This window comes from Bradyrhizobium sp. Ses1 (assembly GCF_059512365.1).
Genome location: NZ_JCAMOQ010000068.1, coordinates 1 through 18,910, shown reverse-complemented (window position 1 = coordinate 18,910; position 18,910 = coordinate 1). Strand labels below are relative to the sequence as shown.

15 protein-coding genes and 3 pseudogenes are annotated in these 18,910 nt (G+C 61.1%); 13 read left to right on the top strand and 5 right to left on the bottom strand.

Annotated elements, in window-relative coordinates:
- Positions 1 to 54: 54 nt before the first annotated feature.
- From modC to AC5ZG5_RS41355, 4 genes are read right to left on the bottom strand one after another with little or no spacing between them, the layout of a single operon-like run.
- Positions 55 to 1,221, bottom strand: a complete 1,167-nt coding sequence (modC, locus tag AC5ZG5_RS41370) for a molybdenum ABC transporter ATP-binding protein (protein WP_456646445.1) — start codon at positions 1,219 to 1,221, stop codon at positions 55 to 57.
- Positions 1,218 to 1,904, bottom strand: coding sequence for a molybdate ABC transporter permease subunit (gene modB, locus AC5ZG5_RS41365; RefSeq protein ID WP_456646446.1), 687 nt, complete (start codon positions 1,902 to 1,904; stop codon positions 1,218 to 1,220). Before modB ends, modC begins: the two co-directional genes overlap by 4 nt.
- Before the next feature lie 9 nt (positions 1,905 to 1,913).
- Positions 1,914 to 2,288, bottom strand: coding sequence for a substrate-binding domain-containing protein (locus AC5ZG5_RS41360; RefSeq protein ID WP_456646447.1), 375 nt, complete (start codon positions 2,286 to 2,288; stop codon positions 1,914 to 1,916).
- Positions 2,285 to 2,659 (bottom strand): type 2 periplasmic-binding domain-containing protein, encoded by a 375-nt coding sequence (locus tag AC5ZG5_RS41355; RefSeq protein ID WP_456646448.1) that lies wholly within the window; start codon positions 2,657 to 2,659, stop codon positions 2,285 to 2,287. Before AC5ZG5_RS41355 ends, AC5ZG5_RS41360 begins: the two co-directional genes overlap by 4 nt.
- Positions 2,660 to 3,460: 801 nt before the next feature.
- Here AC5ZG5_RS41355 and AC5ZG5_RS41350 point away from each other — a divergent pair.
- Positions 3,461 to 3,610, top strand: coding sequence for a hypothetical protein (locus tag AC5ZG5_RS41350; protein WP_456646449.1), 150 nt, complete (start codon positions 3,461 to 3,463; stop codon positions 3,608 to 3,610).
- A gap of 595 nt (positions 3,611 to 4,205) precedes the next feature.
- A complete protein-coding gene (gene dctA / locus AC5ZG5_RS41345; RefSeq protein ID WP_456646450.1) occupies positions 4,206 to 5,528 on the top strand; it encodes a C4-dicarboxylate transporter DctA in 1,323 nt (440 codons plus the stop codon).
- A gap of 1,174 nt (positions 5,529 to 6,702) precedes the next feature.
- On the opposite strand, the gene AC5ZG5_RS41340 is transcribed toward dctA, so the two are convergent.
- Entirely contained in the window at positions 6,703 to 6,894 is a 192-nt protein-coding gene (locus AC5ZG5_RS41340; protein ID WP_496165522.1) for a hypothetical protein, read from the bottom strand.
- Positions 6,895 to 7,634: 740 nt separating this feature from the next.
- Here AC5ZG5_RS41340 and AC5ZG5_RS41335 point away from each other — a divergent pair.
- From AC5ZG5_RS41335 to AC5ZG5_RS41285, 11 genes and pseudogenes are all read left to right on the top strand, one after another.
- The gene (locus tag AC5ZG5_RS41335; protein WP_456646451.1) at positions 7,635 to 7,859 is read left to right on the top strand and encodes a hypothetical protein; all 225 of its coding nucleotides are present in this window, start codon (positions 7,635 to 7,637) and stop codon (positions 7,857 to 7,859) included.
- Positions 7,860 to 9,540: 1,681 nt separating this feature from the next.
- Complete coding sequence (locus AC5ZG5_RS41330) at positions 9,541 to 9,678, top strand: hypothetical protein (RefSeq protein ID WP_456646452.1); 138 nt, start codon at positions 9,541 to 9,543, stop codon at positions 9,676 to 9,678.
- A gap of 756 nt (positions 9,679 to 10,434) precedes the next feature.
- On the top strand, positions 10,435 to 11,619 hold the full coding sequence (locus AC5ZG5_RS41325; RefSeq protein WP_456646453.1) for a TlpA disulfide reductase family protein: 1,185 nt from the start codon (positions 10,435 to 10,437) through the stop codon (positions 11,617 to 11,619).
- 243 nt (positions 11,620 to 11,862) lie between these two features.
- Positions 11,863 to 12,050: pseudogene (locus tag AC5ZG5_RS41320) on the top strand (transposase domain-containing protein); the annotation flags it as partial.
- A 159-nt stretch (positions 12,051 to 12,209) separates the two neighbouring features.
- A complete protein-coding gene (locus AC5ZG5_RS41315) occupies positions 12,210 to 14,042 on the top strand; it encodes an ABC transporter ATP-binding protein (RefSeq protein WP_456646454.1) in 1,833 nt (610 codons plus the stop codon).
- Between the two features lie 139 nt (positions 14,043 to 14,181).
- Positions 14,182 to 15,194, top strand: a pseudogene (locus AC5ZG5_RS41310) (carbon-nitrogen hydrolase family protein).
- Positions 15,195 to 15,344: 150 nt separating this feature from the next.
- Positions 15,345 to 15,602 carry a hypothetical protein gene (locus AC5ZG5_RS41305; RefSeq protein WP_456646455.1) on the top strand — a complete coding sequence of 86 codons (258 nt, stop codon included), beginning with the start codon at positions 15,345 to 15,347 and terminating at the stop codon, positions 15,600 to 15,602.
- Positions 15,586 to 15,867 (top strand): hypothetical protein, encoded by a 282-nt coding sequence (locus AC5ZG5_RS41300; RefSeq protein ID WP_456646456.1) that lies wholly within the window; start codon positions 15,586 to 15,588, stop codon positions 15,865 to 15,867. Before AC5ZG5_RS41305 ends, AC5ZG5_RS41300 begins: the two co-directional genes overlap by 17 nt.
- Positions 15,868 to 15,898: 31 nt before the next feature.
- Entirely contained in the window at positions 15,899 to 16,204 is a 306-nt protein-coding gene (locus tag AC5ZG5_RS41295; protein WP_456646457.1) for a condensation domain-containing protein, read from the top strand.
- A complete protein-coding gene (locus tag AC5ZG5_RS41290) occupies positions 16,194 to 18,263 on the top strand; it encodes a non-ribosomal peptide synthetase (protein ID WP_456646458.1) in 2,070 nt (689 codons plus the stop codon). The genes AC5ZG5_RS41295 and AC5ZG5_RS41290 overlap by 11 nt, the downstream gene beginning before the upstream one ends.
- A 389-nt stretch (positions 18,264 to 18,652) precedes the next feature.
- Positions 18,653 to 18,910, top strand: a pseudogene (locus tag AC5ZG5_RS41285) (IS110 family transposase); the annotation flags it as partial.

The following is an 18,910-nucleotide window of genomic DNA, read 5'->3' as shown; positions in this document are numbered from 1 at the left end:
CTGAAATGTAGCCTCAAGATGATGCCGCTCGCCTCTCGAGCGAGCTTGCTCGTTTCACGCCGCGGCGCTTGCCTGCCCAGGATCTGCTGCTGGCGTGGAGGGCGTCACGATTTGCAGTGGCGGTTCAGAGGCCGAGAGCAGCGCGACGTGCTTGAGCTGAGCGAATACGTCCATCCCATCCTGGAGCCCAAGGGAATCAAAGGAGAAACGTGCAATACGGGCCAAAATCTCCGTGCCCGAGCCTCCGGTGCCGAGCGCAAGAACCAGCGTGATCTCAGCCGCGCCGAGCGGCAAACAGGCTCTGATGCGCGCCGGGAAGACATTGATCATGGATCCTGCGCGTGGCGCTTCGCGCGCGACGCTGACGTCGCTCGCTCCAATGCGCAGCCGTTGGTGCACGCCGGGTGCAAACGGCGGCGCCGGCACCAACAGCCGCGCCCCTTTGAGGCGGAGAATGAGTAGCCCATAGCGCCCATCATAGCCGCTGACTACGGCATCAAGGCTGACGGCGGCTTCGCGGCTTGCCGCTAGCGGCAGCGCGGGATCTCTCTGTAAGACTTGCAGCGGTCCGGCCGCGGTCACTACGCCGCGCTCCATCATGACGAGATAATCGGCAAAATGTTCGATCTCCGCCATGTCATGGCCGATGTAGATCATCGGCAGCGCGAGCTTCTCGGACAGGCGCTCGATGAACGGCAGAATCTCACGTCTGGCGCAGCGGTCGAGCGCGCCAAGCGGCTCGTCCATCACAAGCAGTCTGGGCTGAGACAACAGCGCGCGACCCATGGCGACGCGCTGCCGCTCGCCGCCGGACAGATGTGAGGGAGAGCGGTCGAGCAACGGCGCTATCTCGAGCAGTTCGACCACCTCATCAAACGCGATCGGCGTTGGCTTCGGTTTGGGCGCACCGTAAAGCAAGTTGCGCCTGACCGACAAATGAGGAAAAAGACTCGGCTCCTGAAACACATAGCCGATGGGACGCAGATGGGGTGGGCGAAAGGTAGTCCTATCCTGCCACACCTCGCCGTCGATGGCGCAAAAACCATTCGGCAAAGGCTCTAGGCCGGCGATGCAGCGCGCCAGCGTGGTGTTGCCGCAGCCTGGCGGGCCGAAAATCGCCGTCACGCCTTTGCCGGGTACGCTGAATTGCGTATCGCGCGAGAAGCCAGCGATACTGCCGCTGAAGGCAATGTCAATCCGGCCTGGCGTGGCTATCCTCACCTGCTCCTCCTTCCGCTGTATTTGTCGATCAAGGTTAAGGTGAGGATTACCGCAAAGGCGAACATCACCATGGCCCCGGCAAGCCAGCTTGCTTCGCGCCAGCGCGAGGCTTGGACATAGTCGAAGAGATAGGCCGACAGTACCTTGGTGCGCCCAGGAATGTTGCCGCCGATCATAAGCACGATGCCGAACGTGCCTATCGTATGCGCAAAGCCAAGCATGGCGCCTGTCAGAACACCCGTTCGCGCCACAGGCAAGGCGACCGTGAAGAAGGCATATAACGGTGAGGCGCGCAGAGTGGCAGCGACTTCCAGCGGGCGGTCACCCATCGCAGCGAAGGCGTTGCGGATGGGCTGCACCACCAAAGGCAGAGCTGACAAAACCGATCCGACCACGAGCCCTGTAAAGGTGAAGGCGAGCGTGGCCCCGCCCCAGAGAGAGGCGAGAAGGCCACCCGGGCCGTTCGGGCCGAGCAGGGCCAGCAGATAGAAACCGAGTACTGTTGGCGGCAGCACCAGCGGCAGCGCGATGATCGTGGCGACCGCCTCAGCCCAAAGGCTCTTCGAGCGCGCTATCCACCACGCGAGCGGCGTGCCAAGGACCAGCAGGATCACGGTCGTTACGCTCGCGAGCTCGATCGTGAGCCGGAGCGATTCCCAGAGCTCTTGCGAAAAGCCATCCATGCGTCAACTCTAGCTTTGCACGTAGCCACCCCCCGCGATAATCGCGTGGAGTTTTTGCCGTTTAAGAAAATCGACGAAAGTGCGTGTCCCTTTATTATCCGCGCCACTCTCCAACAGCACGGCGTCTTGCCCCATCGGACTATGGAACTCCCGCGCCACCAGCCAGCGCAAACGGGTTTTGCTGTTTGTGAGCTCGGGCGGCGCGACAAATCCGAGCTCGGCATTACCGGTCTCGGATCGATCGGCGTGTGTGATGCTGGCGGCATCGGCCCCCGGCTGAATCGCCGCACTGACGCCTGGCGCTTTCATGACCTGCACCGCCGTTGCGCCATCATAAGGTGCGGCGGCCGGATTGCAGATCGATGATTTTGCCACAGACATCATCTGAAGGCGCTCCGCGCGATTGCGAACTTCACATTCGAACGCCACAGCACGAACTTGCCGCTCTTAGAGGTGAAGCTGTTTCCCGATACCGGGAGACGTTTCTCGCTCTGTTTACTTGGGCGGAACTGATCGGCCGACAGAAGGATGCAAAGCGCGGGTTGGATGATCCAGCTGCAAGCCTGTCCGTGCGCGCGTGAGCTCAACCCGGCCTCGAGCCGCGCCGTCTGAGTGAGCGGTGATGCAATCTCGTTGCTCGGCAGACGGACGTTTGCGGCAAGGGTGGGACTGATGTTCACCGCTGCTGCTTTTCCGAGCAGGAGCAGGATCAGAATCAGAGTTGCATTGATCAGGATCAATCGGGCAAGCCTCATTGGGAAGTCTCTCGGAGCGGGTCGGCCTGCGACCAGTTTGGCCGCGGCGGCTTCTGCTCCTGATCCCAGCAATCGGCGTGCCGCTCGCGAAATATGATGCGCGCCTTGCGTCACAGCAGCCAAACACGCTTAAGCGCCAGCCTGGCTGTTGAATTGCGGCGGAATGGCCCCAGCGCCGCGTCAGCTTTCCGACTTCGGCGTGTTCAACCGAACATCTCTAGCCTCTTGAACGAAAAACTTCTTGCCCCAACGTTGGCTCCGCCGCGCCGTGATGTCCGACCTTGGATCTTTGAACGGCTCGAACTCCGATCTCCGGCTCATCGGCCGGCCCAACGTAGCCCCTGGCCTGGGGGTGTCGGAACACGATATGTCTTGCCTTCACGTCGCCGCTATGAAGCGTCCGTTCGAGAAAAACTCTGTGGCAAGCGTCTCGTCCAGGCGCTGCAGGAGCTCAGCGTGTATCGTCCGGTGAAGGAGTATCGAGGCTGTCGTTTGTAGCTGTGCGAAACAATATGACCGAGGCCGGATAACGCCCCGGGGGCAGGCTGTATCAAGGCCTTTGAAGGCATGTCTCCACATGTCGATGGCGTGGATGCGTGCCATCCAAAAAATCAATTTTACCAATGTTACGGAATGTTGCATTGACAGCACCTGACGCCCGACGAATCACGTCGCTGCTTCTGTCGCGCGACGCGACGCGACGCGACGCGGCTCGGCTGGGGGATGGCGCCCCGTTCGCGTCGAAGCGCGTCATGGAAGCAGCAGGATGGCAGTTCAACTCGCGAAGGAAATTGTCGCACGATGAAGGAAAACGCCGTCGGCGGCGGCGAGACAACGACCGCCAGGCAACTGACCTGGTGTGGCATTCAGTCGCTGGAGTTGAGGGACATCATCTGCGACCTGGAGCAGTCCTACGCGATCGAGATTGAGATGAACACGGATGACGCCTGATCGAATCTCAAGAATGTCGGCGACGCGACTGTCCGCGGCGTGGTCGCTGAGAAGGCCTGAATGGGGAGGCGCGTCGTCATTACCGGAATGGGCGGGCTGGGGACCGACGGCGCCTCCATCTATAAGGAGATACGCGAAGGCCGCTCCGCCATTGGCCCGACCGCAACTCCGAGCTCAGGATAGGGGCCAAGCTCAAAGCCCTTCCCGAGCATGACATTGCCGCAAGCGGCTGGTCGATCTCGAGGTCGCGCCCACTCTGCCGCGCGAGCGCAAGGTGCGCGTTGCGCCGAGCAATGCCTTTGCCCTCGGCGGCACGAACGTGGTTCTGGGATTCAGCCAAGTGTCGTCAGGAGACAGTCGGTCCACAGTCTCGTCGGCTGAACGGCCGCATGGCTTTGGCGCTTGGTGCGCGACTTGCTTAACAAAAGAAAACACACGTAACTGCCGACCTGCCCTCGGAATTCACGCTGCGATCTGTCGGATTTTCGACATCGCCGTCTTCAATGGGACACGGCTGGCATAACAGCTCGTCTGATGCCGTCACCGCTCAACGCGCGGCGGCTCGGTGTTCGAGTTCGTATAGGGAAGGAGCGTCATGACCACCATCGCAACTGCGGCGCCCGCGCGGCCGTCGCAAACTTGGTACAAAATTCTCTACGTTCAGGTGCTGATCGCGATCTTGATTGGCGTCGTCGTCGGTTGGCTGTGGCCGTCGTTCGCAACCAACGACTGGATCAAGGCGCTCGGTGATGGCTTCATCAAGCTGATCAAGATGGTCATCGCGCCGATTATCTTCTGCACCGTGGTCTCGGGCATCGCGCACATCCAGGATGCGAAAAAGGTCGGCCGGGTCGGCCTCAAGGCGCTGGTCTATTTCGAGATCGTCTCCACTTTTGCCTTGTTGCTCGGCCTGGTGATGGGCAATCTTTTCCAGATCGGCCACGGCCTTGCGGCCAAGCCCGATGCCGCAGCCGTCGCCAACTACGTGAAGCAGGCGGAAGCTTCGAAAAGCGTCGATTTCATCCTCAATATCATTCCCGACAGCGTGGTCGGCGCGCTGGCGCGCGGCGATATCCTGCAGGTACTCTTGTTTGCCATCCTGTTCGGCTTCTCGCTGATGGCGCTGGGTGAGCGCGGCGAGAAGTTGCGCGGCATGATCGACGACACGGCGCACGCCGTGTTCGGCGTCATTGCCATTGTCATGAAGGCAGCGCCGATTGGCGCGTTCGGCGCCATGGCTTTCACGATCGGTAAGTTCGGACCCTCGGCGCTCGGGAATCTGATCGGGCTCATCGCGCTGTTCTATGCCACGGCCGCGCTGTTCGTGGGGGTCGTGCTTGGTCTGATCGCGCGTTTCGTTGGCTTTTCGATCTTCAAGTTTATCGCCTATGTCAAAGACGAGCTCTTGCTCGTGCTCGGCACCTCGTCCTCGGAAAGCGCGCTGCCGCAGTTGATGAAGAAGCTCGAGCGGCTGGGCTGCTCCAAGCCCGTGGTCGGGCTCGTGGTGCCGACCGGCTACTCCTTCAACCTCGATGGCACCAACATCTACATGACCTTGGCAACGCTGTTTATCGCGCAGGCGCTCGGGGTCGATCTCACCTTCGGCCAGCAGCTCACGATCCTGATCGTGGCGATGCTGACGTCGAAAGGCGCAAGCGGTATCACCGGGGCCGGCTTCATCACGCTCGCGGCGACGCTGTCAGTCGTTAATCCGGCCCTGGTGCCGGGCATGGCAATCGTGTTCTCGATCGATAAATTCATGAGCGAGGTGCGTGCACTTACCAATATCACGGGCAACGGTATTGCCGCGGTGTTCGTGTCCTGGTGGGAAGGCGAACTCGACGAGGCCACGCTTCATGCGCGGCTCAACCAGGAAATTGGTGCGGCCGACGGCGAGACCACAAACACGACGGGGTAGGCGGCTGCATTTCTATTCGTCATTCCAGGACGCGTTGACGCAGGTGTACGCGAACTCGCGAGTCTTGCTTGTCCAAGTCGGCAGCAGCCGACTTGGATTACGAAGGCGGAATCTCCCGCCGCGACCTCTGGATTGCCGGTTCGCTCGCTTTCGTGAGCGCGCCGGAATAACGTCTAAAGAGGCTGCTCCGTGAGACGAGGGGAAGAAACCCTCGGTTTCGTCGGGCGGTTTCTCATGAGCGCCGAGTCTGAACAGCTGCTTGAAAGTGATAGTCCTCTATCCAATCGCATGACGGCGAAGCGTTAGCGAAGTGCAATGCCCCATCGCAAGCGGGTCTGAAGAAGGGGTGGAGCAAAGCCGGGGGACGGGCGGCTAAACCGTGATGAGGTTAGCTTGAATCGAATTGGGATTCCCAAATCAGGAGACTTCGGGTTTACCATGCTGGCTGGGCCTGGAGGCCAGCATGGATCGGCAAGCCTTACTCTGAGGATCTTCGGAAGCGGGGGCGTTGCAGGGTTGTCACCGGTGGATTGTCCCGCAACGAGGCGGCTAAACATTCGGTGTTGCGGTCAGCACGGCCGTTGGATGGGCGCGACGGCATTGCGAGACCGGCAGCGTGGTGCCCGGCAGGGATGCGCGGCAACAGGTCGAAGGCCATTTCCGGCAAACACCGTGTCTGGGTTTAGGGCGAATCAAGGGGACTTCACCCTGCGCGGCTTGGTCGTCGAGCTCGCTGATCGCGGGCCTAAGGCTGATTACCGTTCAATATGGGAGTTCGTCCACGCCGAGAAGCTCAGCTTGAAAAAAACTGTGGCTGGCGAACGCGAGATCTGGGCCAGGACCGATATGGGGCCTTGCGGGGTTGCGCCGCCTGGCCAGAGGATTCCCAGCAAGATTCCCAACGGCCGCTGGACGACCATAACCTTCCTGGCCGCGTTGCGCCATGACCGGATTGAGGCGCCATGGTTTCTCGAGGGCCGAACGATGGCGAGAGTTTCCGCCTCTACGTCGAGAAAGTCCTCCTTCCGACGCTTTGTCCCGGCGACATCCTAACCATGGACGATCTCGGCAGCCACAGACGCAAAATCGTGCGTCAGCTTACCCGCCTCGTGAATTTCACATAAGTGCCGCTCTCGTGAACTCAGAGCCGATTCTTGGCATCGTGCGACCGGCATTATAGCTCCGTCTTCGTGCCACAGACTTTCACAGATATAGCGCGCTCGAGCTCGGACGCCAGGACAGTCAAGTGATCCGCAAGCTTTGCGAACAGCTCTCGCTTTTCCAGGTCAGTTGCCAGATCGCTGATCAATTTGCACTCGGCTGCATCAGTGCGGAGCTCTTTCAGTTGCTTCTGCAGGTCTTTCATCGGTATGCCCGTGGATCGGTCTATTCAGACCAATTAATCGGAGTGTACTTCAGCTCCCGCCGGTCCATTTCCGAACGAAGCAATTCGGCATAGGTGCGCAGATTGTTACCAACAAAGCGGCAACGTCCGCCGTACGCGCGACCAGCCAACACTTGCCTCCGCACACTCTCCCAAAGAAACAATAAGCTCTCATCTTTCGAGTTTGAAAACCTCATCCGGACACCCCAATCCTTGCGCGCAAATGCTACCGCCATCTCAACGGCCGAAGTGTCCGTTTCGGACGCTCCCGCGCAGAAACCAAGTATTCGTTGCACATTAGCCACATGAGCTTTTCGGTCACCGCGCTACGCCGATCAGTCGGTTGGAGCAGAGCAGCTGGGTCTTACAGCTTCTGCCTTTGACCGTTCCACATGCTGCCAACTACTCGCTGTGGCTCAGACTCATCAGTCGGCTGCGAACGTATTTCGCGCTCAGGAAATAATTTGACTGTGTAAGCGGTCGCGCAGTTCAAAAGGAAGTGAGCGATCGAGGTGGCGTATGTATTCGGCTCTTGTCGGGACTCTTATTCTTTTGAGCATTGGCATCCTATTGGCCCACGCGCTGGACGCTTTTCGCTCGGGTTCGTGATAGCAATTCCCGACACTAACTATACTCTCATGCAGACAGCGCCGCGCCCGCCTCAGTTCTGACGACGGATCGCGCCCGGGTAAGCGATCGAGTGCTTCGCTCAGAGCGCCGTCATGCGTGCGGAGGCCCTCTCCCGTAAGCCTAACCATATCAGCGGTCTCGCCCTTAGCCGCTCGGGAGATCCGGCCATTGGCGACTTCGGCGATCTGAAGGTGATCCGGAAATACTGCGAACTGACCCCGAATCTGATCGCGCGCGGGGATCGTATCCTTCTCGCAAGTCCGCGCGAGGCTCAGATCAGACCCGATCAGGAGGTCGCCTATATAGGTGCCGTCTAGCTCTAGGTGAACCGCCTTAGCCAATCCTTTCAAGGTCGACTAAGCGCCTTTCAAGGTTGTCATTCGCTTTGCCTAAGAACCGTCTCGTTTCGTCCTCCCGCTTGAAAGTCCGGCTTGACTGGTCCTTCACTCACCGCGCTCAAGTGCTGCAGAACCGTCGTGAGATGGCTCGATACATCCTCCAGGATGAAGCTATGTTTTCGAGCGCCACCATTTCGGAAAAGAACGTCTTTGACGCTGTCTCCGACCTAACAGCCCCGTCGAACTTGAGCTCCACAAGTGGCACCAGGCCTTCGCGTCCGTCTCGCAACACCCTTCCCATGCTCGTGATCAAGCGAGCTGAACATCCTGGACTCGTGTCGACCGAACCGCAGGCTGCATCTAGGATACCTTTGTGCCGCTCTCGGACCTGGCCTTGATTGCCTGGTCGACAAGCCCGTCGTTCTTTCATGTGTGCGAATACACGCCCTGCAGCGAATCGGCTGGTCGATACGGTGGCGGAGCTCAAGGAGACCAGGCAGGCGCACATCACGCTTTGGTCGAATGGCGGTTCTCTCGTCGCCGCAGCCTTTCGCGAGAGACTCTATCCCGCGCGGGACACACATGTCACAAACGTCGACGGCGGCGCTGGCCGGCAGAAGATTGTTCTTTGATTGAGAAGGCGCCGACAAAGACCTATGCGGTCATCACGGCTGCAAGTAACAGATACCCGATCGTCGTGACGGGGGCGGCTCGGAACGTGATGATAAGCCGAATAGATGGGATGTCTGACAAATCTGTGGTGCAGCGGGGTTGCGGAATTGCGGCCGCGGGCATGCCGGCTTCCCGAGATCGGGTGTAACTTGATGTAGTCCGAACGATCCGAAATCATCGATCAGAACGTGCTTGTGAACACGATCATCCAGCCAACGAATGAGACTGTCGCAGCCGTCACCGCACCATAGCTTCCTCGGCCTGGCGGGTGCCACTACCAGATTAGCAGCTTGAGGCAGATGCTCGCAGCGCATAAGTACTTCGTTCAATGCACTTCGGCAGATATTGTCTCCAGCAATCTTTGAAGCGCTTGTCCGCCATGACGCTGTGTTGCATGGCAAACGGAGCCATCTGACCCCTCGACGGCAAGTGATTCGATGCACGTCTGCGGGCCCGTGTCGATCGTCCTCGGCACGACTAGGCCGCTTACGAAGCCGACAACAGATAGAATTGTGATGAAGAAAGCGATATCCGCAGCCGATCCGTAGAGAACACTGATGATCCTTGAAAATCGAATTCCGGACGACCCCTCGATAGTGGGGCGGGTTGGGGCCATGATCGACTCCGTTAAGCCAGCACTGCCCCCACGCAGTGGGGCGCTGAAGAATACTGAACTCACTGCTCACAGCCTTGAAAAGCACTTGGTTTGTCGCTAACACCATAATAGCTACTATTGAGGACAGAGTCGTCCGGAATCTGCTCAACACGAAGCAGGTCTCTCGATCCTGGTAGTTGAACAGTGGTCGAACGGTCGCGCTACGCTCCGACCATGCGGTCGCTCTTGAGAGTGTGCTATCCAGCGCCTCGGGGCGAATTGCGCAACCACGAGATCAAGGCGTTTTACCTTGGCGGCTCGCCGCGAAGTAGCGTCAGCGAGAAGCCGCTGACGCAAGCGGTTGCCTGACTTTGATTTAAGGGGAAACTGACGATGGCTATGGCCAATCTGGCGCGCAAGATCGAAGGCGTCTACTCTCGAACTATAGGCGGCGCAATCGACATGTTCTCGACGGTCTGTACTATGAACCCGATGATCGGCGGCATGGCGATCCGCGAGGGCTTGCGCTAGGACGACAGTGTTCATGGCGCCAGCGGGTGGGTCCAGCCGGGCCTCCTGGTCAGAGACTTGGAGATGAACGCCCGTATAAGCCTCAGCTCGCATCGAGGCGATCGGCGGTATCTGTTTCGATACGAGCGCACGATTTTAGACGAGGATAGGTGTGTCAGGCACCCCCGGTACACGCGGCTGGACAGCAAGCTGATCGCAGTACCAGTTTGTGGTGCAGGAACCGCTTGGCGCGATGGCGAGCGCTGACAGTTTCAAGGCCCACCGATCCGCAGCACCCGCTGCAGTGCCCCCGCGAATGATTCCGTCCTCATCGACCACGAACACGCGTCGCCGGTCAACGGCTTTGCCTGTTTCGGCTCCGATCTACATCGTCGCTCGCCTCTGATCCTGTCTGGCAGGGAGAGGAATTAGCAAGTTTCGGTTCGGTGGCTCACAACATCAAACAAGCTTTTCTGGCGGCGCGAAGCGCGCAATTCGTGTCCAATACCTGACAGCGGCACAAAGCCCGTCAGCTTCAGAACACCGGTCGGCTTGGGAGCCGGAGTTTTTTCAAGGCGGAATCAGCCGCTTAATGCGTGCTGACGAAAATGGCATGGCTGTTGCTGTTGAGATCCAGCAACACTGAGTCAGGGCTGAGTGCATCCATAGCGCAAAACGAGCGATGCTCCTTCCCTTGAGCCCGTGTGCCCCGTTTCTGAGAGAGACAAGCTAGCGCAAAAAGTCGCGCAACGTTTGGCAATAGTTTTGGAGAACAACATGGTGCTGCGCATGGAGTCCCCAGCTCCTCCGATCAAGGTGGAGAACTGGCAGCGTGGCCAGCCCCTCACGAGCTTCCAGCCGGGGAAAGTGTACATCGTCGAATTTTGGGCAACTTGGTGCGGACCCTGTGTGGCGGCGATGCCCCATCTGGTGCAGCTGCAAGAGAAATACAGAGATAGCGGAGTTGAGGTTCTCGGAATCGCAGCTCATGAACGAGCTGAAACGGCGGACGAGGCCCGAACCAACTTGGACGCATGGTTGACCAAAAAGTTGTCGAATCTCAACTACCGGATCGGGTTCGACTACACAGGCGAAATGAACAAGCTTTGGATGGATCCCAGCTTTTCTGTCGGGATTCCCACCTCGTTCGTCGTCGACCGTGACGGCCACATCGCCTTTATCGGTCACCCGACGCAACTCGATGACGTTTTGCCGAAAATTCTGAGCAGCAGCTGGCGCACCAGCGATGAAGCTAAAGCCGCCGAGACGGAGCGGATCGCCGAAGGCGAACGCACAACGCGCGAAAGGACGCGCCAGCAAGCGTTGACTGAGCCGATCACCGCCAAACTTACGCCGGCGATGAAGGCGCAAGACTGGGCGAAGGCGCTTTCGGCGGTCGAAGAGGCCGTCGCTGTTCTGCCGGATGATGTGAACTTCCGCGTGCTCCATGCGGATCTGTTGCTTCACAAAATGCACGACTTGCAGGCCGGCCTGCCGGTGATGCGCCAATTGGTTCACGACGCGATCGACAAAAAGTCCGAGCTGTGGATGGCCGGGGCGATGCGCCAACTCTTTGATCCGGCGAATGACAACTCTCACTTCCCGCGGGCCGAGCGCTTTGCGATGGGCAAGGAGTTATCCGAACACATTCTGGCAGTGAATCCTCCGCAACGCGGCGAGGGCCCCAAGTTCCTGTCCTATGGGGCGGTCGCTCAGTACTACTACGAGAGCGGCAACAAGGATCGCGCGATCGAGTTGGTCGAGGTGGCGCTGAAGTCGCTGGATCGCCCCTCGGCTATCCCGGACAAACTGAAACACCAGGTTATGTCGGTATTGGTTCAAACGCTGGCCAACTACAAGGGTGAGAAGGCTTCTTACGGGGCTTTTTGTGCGACTCCGCAAGACGGCTCTCGCAAAGCATCAAAGCGCAGGCGCCGGAGGAGAAATGATGAAAAAGGGTGACGATCCGAGTTGCTCACTGGCCAATTCGTCCATTTATCCGGTGGCCCAGCGGCAATTAACGATCATCGAGCACAGCGGTGGATCGTTTGCGGCGCGTTGGAGGTTCGGATTGCGATGACATCCGTCCGGATCGACGGCAGAGGTGATCTTCTAGGTGAAGTCGCGCCGCGATTCCATAACGCAAAGCCTCTGACGGTCTACTCGATATGCTGAACACTTCGTTCATCAAAATGCACCTTTACGCACAGCCCTGGCGGCGGCCGGAGCTAGGTGGTCATCGCCGCGCTTCTGCAGACGGGCAAAGATGAGTGACGTCGATCCCGCATGCCTGGCTCACACAAGCTCTCGAACGGGTCGCGCAAGGCTGGCCGATGTGGAAGACCGATGCTCTCAGCTCGAGGAACCCGCAAAGCGTGAGCCGCTTCCGCTAAACGCTGACGCAAAGAGTGGGTGAAATGGGTAGAAGATTTCGGCCGCAGCCCCCGGACTCCGGGCGTTTATTGCGTCCCTCGGACGGCGCGCCAAGCATTGGGCACATCAGGCCTGGATCGGAGGGTTTTACACCGCGTCCGGCACCAACCCCTAGCGCCATGACCAGTCAAGATGACAAACGACCCGCCGCAATCAGCCTGGTTCTCCTGTTTGCGTTGGAGCACTGGCTGAAGCAGCCAGTCCGTGCCACGATCATCCTCGTCGGCTTCTTAGGGGCGACGGTCGCCGACCTGTTCATGCCGGTCTATTCCGGCCGTCTAGTGGATGCATTGACGTCGGGCCCCTCCGACCAGGCGGCGCGACATGCGGCGCTGATTGCGTTCGTTGCTACCCTCGCGCTTGGTCTGCTCTCGATTATATTGCGGTTTGCGGGCTTGCAGGCGATCGTGCCGTTCACGCTGAAGACCATGTCCGATGTGGCGCGTGAGGCCTTCGTGCGCGTGCAGCGGTTCTCAACCGACTGGCACGCCAACTCGTTCGCCGGCTCGACCGTGCGCAAGGTCACCCGCGGCATGTGGGCGCTCGACCTGCTAAACCACACCATCCTGATGGCATTGTTGCCGTCGCTGGCGGTGCTCGTGGGCTCGACGATCCTGCTCGGCCTGCATTGGCCCGTGCTCGGCGGCGTGATCGGCCTCGGCGCGGTGATCTATGTCGCGATGACGACGGCATTGACGATCGGCTACATCGCGCCGGCGGCGCGCGTCTCCAACGCCTGGGACACCAAAGTCGGCGGCACGCTAGCGGACGCGCTCACCTGCAATTCTGTGGTGAAATCCTTTGGCGCGGAGGCGCGTGAGGATGCGCGGCTTGGCAGTGTCGTCCGCCGCTGGCGGGCGCGGGTGCAGCGCGCCTGGCTGCGCTCCAACGCCACCAGCGCTGCGCAGCTCGTGATGCTCTTGTGCTTTCGCGCTTCGGTGATCGGCGGTGCCATCCTGCTGTGGATGGCGGGGCGCGCCTCGCCGGGCGACGTCACCTATGTGTTAACGAGCTACTACATCATCCACGCCTATTTGCGCGACGTCGGGATGCACATCAACAACCTGCAGCGTTCGGTGAACGACATGGAGGAACTGGTGACCATCCATGGCGAGCCGATCGGCATTGTCGACGCGCCCGACGCCAAGCCGATCGACATTCACGGTGGAAGGATCACGTTCGAGGACGTCACCTTCCTCTATGGCGCGGATCGCGCGCCGCTCTACGAGGGATTGTCGATCAACGTCCGCGCCGGCGAGCGGATCGGTCTGGTCGGCCGCTCCGGCTCCGGCAAGACCACGTTCGTCAAGCTGGTTCAGCGCCTCTACGACGTCTCCGGCGGCCGGATCCTGATCGACGGCCAGGACGTTGCGAAAACCACGCAGCAGTCGCTGCGCAGCCAGATTGCGATCGTGCAGCAGGAGCCGATCCTGTTCCACCGTTCGTTGGCGGAGAACATCGCCTACGGCCGGCCTGGCGCCAGCATGGCGGCGATCGAGCAGGCGGCGCGGCTTGCCAATGCGCACGATTTCATCATGCGGCTGCCGAAGGGCTACGGCACGCTGGTGGGCGAGCGCGGCGTCAAATTGTCCGGTGGCGAGCGGCAGCGCGTGGCGCTGGCGCGTGCGTTCCTTGCGAACGCGCCGATCCTGATCCTGGACGAGGCGACGTCGAGCCTGGATTCGGAATCGGAAGCGCTGATCCAAGAGGCGATGGAACGGCTGATGAAGGGCCGCACCTCGATCGTGATCGCGCACCGGCTGTCAACGGTCCGCGGCCTCGACCGCATCCTGGTGTTCGATCGCGGGTCGATCGTCGAGCAGGGCACGCATGCGGCGCTGACCGCGCGACCGGGCGGCGTCTATCGCAGCTTGTTCGAGCGGCAGGCCATCGAGTTCGCTCAGACCTCGGCGGCAGGCCAGACTAAAGCACGGTTGGCCGCATCTCCGTAGCCTTAGCCTTATTTACCTTGGCTGCAGCGAGCGGCTGAAGGCAGATCTGAGCGAGAAGAGTTTCGGGAGCCGCCGCGTTACATCTTTGGGCGATCAATAATCGACCGGCCGGGGACATACGAGAGTAAGGAGCGGAGCAATGGGTATCGAGCATCCAAAATACAAGGTCGCAGTAGTGCAGGCGGCGCCCGCCTGGCTCGACCTTGACGCTTCCGTCGACAAGACGATCGCGCTGATCAGGGAAGCCGCCGCAAAGGGCGCCAAGTTGATCGCATTCCCGGAAGCCTTCATCCCCGGCTATCCCTGGTACATCTGGCTGGACTCGCCGGCCTGGGCGATCAGCCGCGGCTTTGTGCAGCGCTATTTCGACAACTCGCTCGCCTATGACAGCCCGCAGGCGGAGCGGTTGCGGCTCGCCGTGAAAACGGCCGGCATCACAGCGGTGCTGGGACTGTCGGAGCGGGAAGGCGGCAGCCTTTATCTCGCGCAATGGCTGATCGGCCCGGATGGCGAGACCATCGCAAAGCGGCGCAAATTGCGGCCGACCCATGCCGAGCGCACCGTCTATGGAGAGGGCGACGGCAGCGACCTTGCCGTGCACGACCGCCCCGGCATCGGCCGGCTCGGAGCGCTGTGCTGCTGGGAGCATCTGCAGCCGCTGTCGAAATATGCGATGTACGCCCAGAACGAGCAGGTGCATGTCGCGGCCTGGCCGAGCTTTTCACTCTACGATCCCTTCGCGCCGGCGCTCGGTTGGGAGGTCTGCAACGCGGCCTCGCGCGTCTATGCGGTCGAAGGCTCCTGCTTCGTGCTCGCACCTTGCACTACCGTCTCGCGGGCAATGATCGACGAACTCTGCGACCGTCCCGACAAGCACGCGCTGCTGCATGTCGGCGGCGGCCATGCTGTGATTTACGGGCCGGACGGCAGTTCGATTGCCGAAAAGCTTCCGCCCCAAGAGGAGGGCTTGCTCTAAGCCAACATCGATCTTGGCGCGATTGGCGTCGCGAAGAACGCCGCGGATCCGGCGGGGCACTACTCGCGTCCTGACGTGACGCGGCTTTTGCTCAACAAAAGACCTTCCAAACGCGTCGAGCATTTGCCTTGCCCATCGACAATGTCGTGATCGAAGAGGCGGAACCCGCCAGCTGACAACGAACAGGCAAGTCATTCCGGAAGATCGTGCCATTGAATCCGCTATCCCCGTGCACCTGCAGACCACGCGGCCCGCCATTGGCGGGCGCCTGACGACTATCAGCCGCCATACCCATCATTCGTCGCGCAACGCCTGCGATCAGCCGTGTGGTGATGGGCTATTTCGGGATCCAGTATCGCGGCGCGCCACCGGCCTTGCACGGGCGCGCAAGGCTGCTGGCGGTTCAACTGATGGAGCGTCTGCCGCGGCTGTCGCTTGGCATCGAGGTGCGGACCTTGTTCGTCAAGCCGGTGCTGGCGGATCTTGCCGCAAGCCTGGGCAGTCATCAGGAGGTGGCGGTCCACCGCGAACCTGATCACAGAGGGCGGCAGGGCGATTACCCCGCAGATGCTGCCGCTTATTGAGCTTGCTCAGGGAGAAATCGATCGGATTGTCACCACGGCGCCTGGTGGCATCGGCAACATTTATGCCTTGTCGCCGCTCCAGGACGGTACCCTGTTCCATCATCTGCTCGCCAGCCAAGGCGATCCGCACCTCGTGGTGTCGCAGATGGCGTTTGCCGACCGTGGCGTGTTGGACCCCTATCTTGCCGCGGTTCAGCGGGTGGTGGATCGGCACGACATTCTGCGCACGTCATTTGTCTGGGAGGGACTGTCGAGCCCGGCCTAGGTGATTTGGCGGAACGCACCCCCTGCTGGAGGTGACCGAGGTTGAACTGGATGGGTCTGGCGATCCGGGCCACGAGCAGCGCGGGCGTCGGTTTGATCCGCGCCAGCACCGCATTGAACTTGGTCGGGCTCCTTTGTTGCGGTTTGTGATTGCGCGCGAGCCCGGCGGCGAGCGGGGGTGGCTGCTTTTGGAGCTGCTGCACTACTTGATCGGGGATCACAGCACGCTGGAAGTGATGCATGCCGAGGTTCAGGCCATGCTGGAGGGACGTGAGCATGAGCTGATAGTCCCACACCCCCTTTTGCAATCTGGTGATGGAGGCGCGCGTGGGCGTTGATGCAAAGGCGCATGAAGAGTTCTTCCGGACGTGGCTCGCAGACGTCGATGAGCCGACCCTGCCGTTCGGCTTAAGCGAGGTCCGCGGCGACGGCAGCGGGATCAGCGAGGCACGGCGGACGCTGCCGCAGGCGCTCAATGCGCGGCTGCGCAGCCAGGCGCGGCGGCTGGGTGTGACCCTGGCGAGCCTCTGCCACCTGGCGTGGGGGCAGGTGGTGGCGCGCAGCAGCGGCCGTGAGCAGGTGGTGTTCGGCACGGTGCTGTTCGGCCGCATGCAAGGCGGCGCCGGTGCCGACCGCACCATGGACCTGTTCATCAACACCCTGCCGCTGCGGCTTGATCTCGACGGCAGCGCGGTCGAGGCAAGCCTGCGCATCACACACGCCCGCCTGGCCGAGCTGCTCGCGCACGAGCATGCCTCACTGGCGCTGGCGCAACGCTGCAGCGGCGTTGCGGCCCCGGCGCCGCTGTTCAGTTCGCTGTTGAACTACCGCCACAACACGCCACCGGTCGCCTCCGCAACCGATGAGGTGCTGTCCGGCGTGGAATGGCTGGGCGGGGAGGAGCGCACCAACTATCCCCTCACATTGGCGTTGGAGGATTTTGGCGAGGCGCTCGGGCTGACGGCGCAGGTGGTTGAGGGCATCTCTCCGGATCGGGTCTGCGGCTACATGCAGCGGGCACTGGAGCAACTGGCTGACGCACTGGAGCATGCGCCCAATACGCCGGTGCGAGATCTGGACATCCTTCCGCCCGAAGAGCGCGCCTACCTCTTGGAGGAGCTGAACCGGACGGCGGCGCCCTATCCGTCGGAGCAGTGCATCCATCAGCTATTCGAGGCGCAGGTGCGGAACGCGCCGGACGCAGTGGCAGTGGTCCATGCGGACGAGCGCTTAAGCTATGGCGAGCTCAATGCACGGGCGAACCGCCTGGCGCATCATCTGATCGCGCTCGGGGTGAAGCCAGATCAGCCGGTCGCGATCTGCCTTCAGCGCAGCGTGGCGATGGTGGTGGGGGTGCTCGCGATCCTCAAGGCAGGGGGCGCCTATCTGCCGCTCGATCCGGCCTATCCGTCCGCGCGGCTGCGGCAGGTTGTTGAGGATGCGGCGCCGCAGCTGGTGCTGGCCGATATCGCGGTGGTCGATCTCGCGACGGCGACGCCGGCCTGGGCGCACCTGCCGGTGTCGAATCCGGATGCGCGCGCGCTCGGTCTGACCTCGTGCCATCTCGCCTATGTGATCTACACCTCTGGATCATCAGGCGCGATCAAAGGCGTCGAAATGTCCCACAGCTCGCTGATGAATTTGCTCTGGTCCTCACCGGGGCTTGGCGCGGAAAAACGACGCACACTTCAGTTCGCGACGCTGAACTTTGACGTGTTATTCCAGGAATTGTTCAGTTGTTGGAGGGATGGTGGCCTGCTCGTGCTCGTCCAGGAAGAGACCCGCGCGGACTTCTCCGCCTTGCTGGAATTTGTGTGGGGCGAAGCGATCGAGCGGCTTTTTCTCCCACATGTAGCGTTGAACCATTTTGCGGAGGTCTGGGGCGCTGAGGGAGTGCTGCTGCCATCTTTAAGGGAGATCTATACAGCGGGTGAGCAATTGCGGGCCACCCCAATGCTCAGGTCGTTCTTCGAACTGCACCCGAGGACGAGGTTGATCAATCAGTATGGGCCCACAGAAACGCACGTCGTCACGGAGTACCGCCTTGCGGCGGATCCATCATGCTGGCCGCAACTGCCTCCCATCGGCCGACCGATCGCGAACACGCGAGTTTACCTGCTTGACGATCATGGCGCGCCCGTTCCGTTCGGCGCCGTGGGGGAGCTCTACATTGGCGGTGCGGGAGTGGCGCGTGGATACTTAAACCGGCCCGAGCTAACGGCGGAGCGGTTTGTGGCCGATCCGTTTAGCAGTGAGGCGGGGGCGAGGATGTACCGGACCGGCGACCTTGCGCGCTATCTGCCGGACGGCAATCTGGAGCTTTTGGGCCGCAACGATCACCAGGTGAAGATCCGCGGCTTCCGGATCGAGCCCGGTGAGATCGTGGCGGCTCACTGAGCACCCGTCGGTGCGCGACGCATGGTGGTAGCGCAAGGGGAGGGCGCAGCCGAGAAACGTCTTATCGCCTATGTGGTTACGGGTGCCGAGCACGCCGGCGAAGTTGAGGGGCCTGAACTTGCCGCCACGCTGCGCACGCACTTAAGTTGCGCGCTTGCCGGAGTACATGGTGCCGTCTGCGTTTGCGCGGCTTGCGGCGCTGCCGCTGACGCCGAACGGCAAGCTGGATCGCAAGGCGCTGCCGGCGCCGGAGGATGGCGCGGGGCGCCTGTGGGGCACCGCAGGGCGAGATCGAGACCGCGCTGGCGCAGCTCCGGGCGGAGCTTCTGGGTATCGAGCAGGTCGGGCGGCCCGACCACGTGTTCGCGCTTGGCGGGCACTCGCTCGATTGGTTTACGGAATGCGGCGTCGAGACCGTCGTCATGGAATCGACCAGCGTCTACTGGATTCCGATTTTCGAGCTTCTCGATGCCCGGGGGTTTACCGTGTTTCTTGTCAACGCGCGCGATGCCAAGCACGTGCCGGGGCGTAAGACCGATGTCAGCGATGCGCAATGGCTGCAGCGGCTCCATTCATTCGGGTTGCTGCGGGCCAGCTTTCAGCCCAAAGGGCAGATTGCCGAACTGCGAGCCTACGTGCGTCAGCGC

Coding starts and splice junctions, on each gene's coding strand:
- modB (WP_456646446.1), bottom strand. CDS start 1,904: ATGGATGGCTTTTCGCAAGAGCTCTGGGAATCGCTCCGGCTCACGATC.
- AC5ZG5_RS41360 (WP_456646447.1), bottom strand. CDS start 2,288: ATGATGTCTGTGGCAAAATCATCGATCTGCAATCCGGCCGCCGCACCT.
- AC5ZG5_RS41355 (WP_456646448.1), bottom strand. CDS start 2,659: ATGAGGCTTGCCCGATTGATCCTGATCAATGCAACTCTGATTCTGATC.
- AC5ZG5_RS41350 (WP_456646449.1), top strand. CDS start 3,461: ATGAAGGAAAACGCCGTCGGCGGCGGCGAGACAACGACCGCCAGGCAA.
- dctA (WP_456646450.1), top strand. CDS start 4,206: ATGACCACCATCGCAACTGCGGCGCCCGCGCGGCCGTCGCAAACTTGG.
- AC5ZG5_RS41340 (WP_496165522.1), bottom strand. CDS start 6,894: ATGAAAGACCTGCAGAAGCAACTGAAAGAGCTCCGCACTGATGCAGCC.
- AC5ZG5_RS41335 (WP_456646451.1), top strand. CDS start 7,635: ATGCGTGCGGAGGCCCTCTCCCGTAAGCCTAACCATATCAGCGGTCTC.
- AC5ZG5_RS41330 (WP_456646452.1), top strand. CDS start 9,541: ATGGCTATGGCCAATCTGGCGCGCAAGATCGAAGGCGTCTACTCTCGA.
- AC5ZG5_RS41325 (WP_456646453.1), top strand. CDS start 10,435: ATGGTGCTGCGCATGGAGTCCCCAGCTCCTCCGATCAAGGTGGAGAAC.
- AC5ZG5_RS41315 (WP_456646454.1), top strand. CDS start 12,210: ATGACCAGTCAAGATGACAAACGACCCGCCGCAATCAGCCTGGTTCTC.
- AC5ZG5_RS41300 (WP_456646456.1), top strand. CDS start 15,586: ATGCTGCCGCTTATTGAGCTTGCTCAGGGAGAAATCGATCGGATTGTC.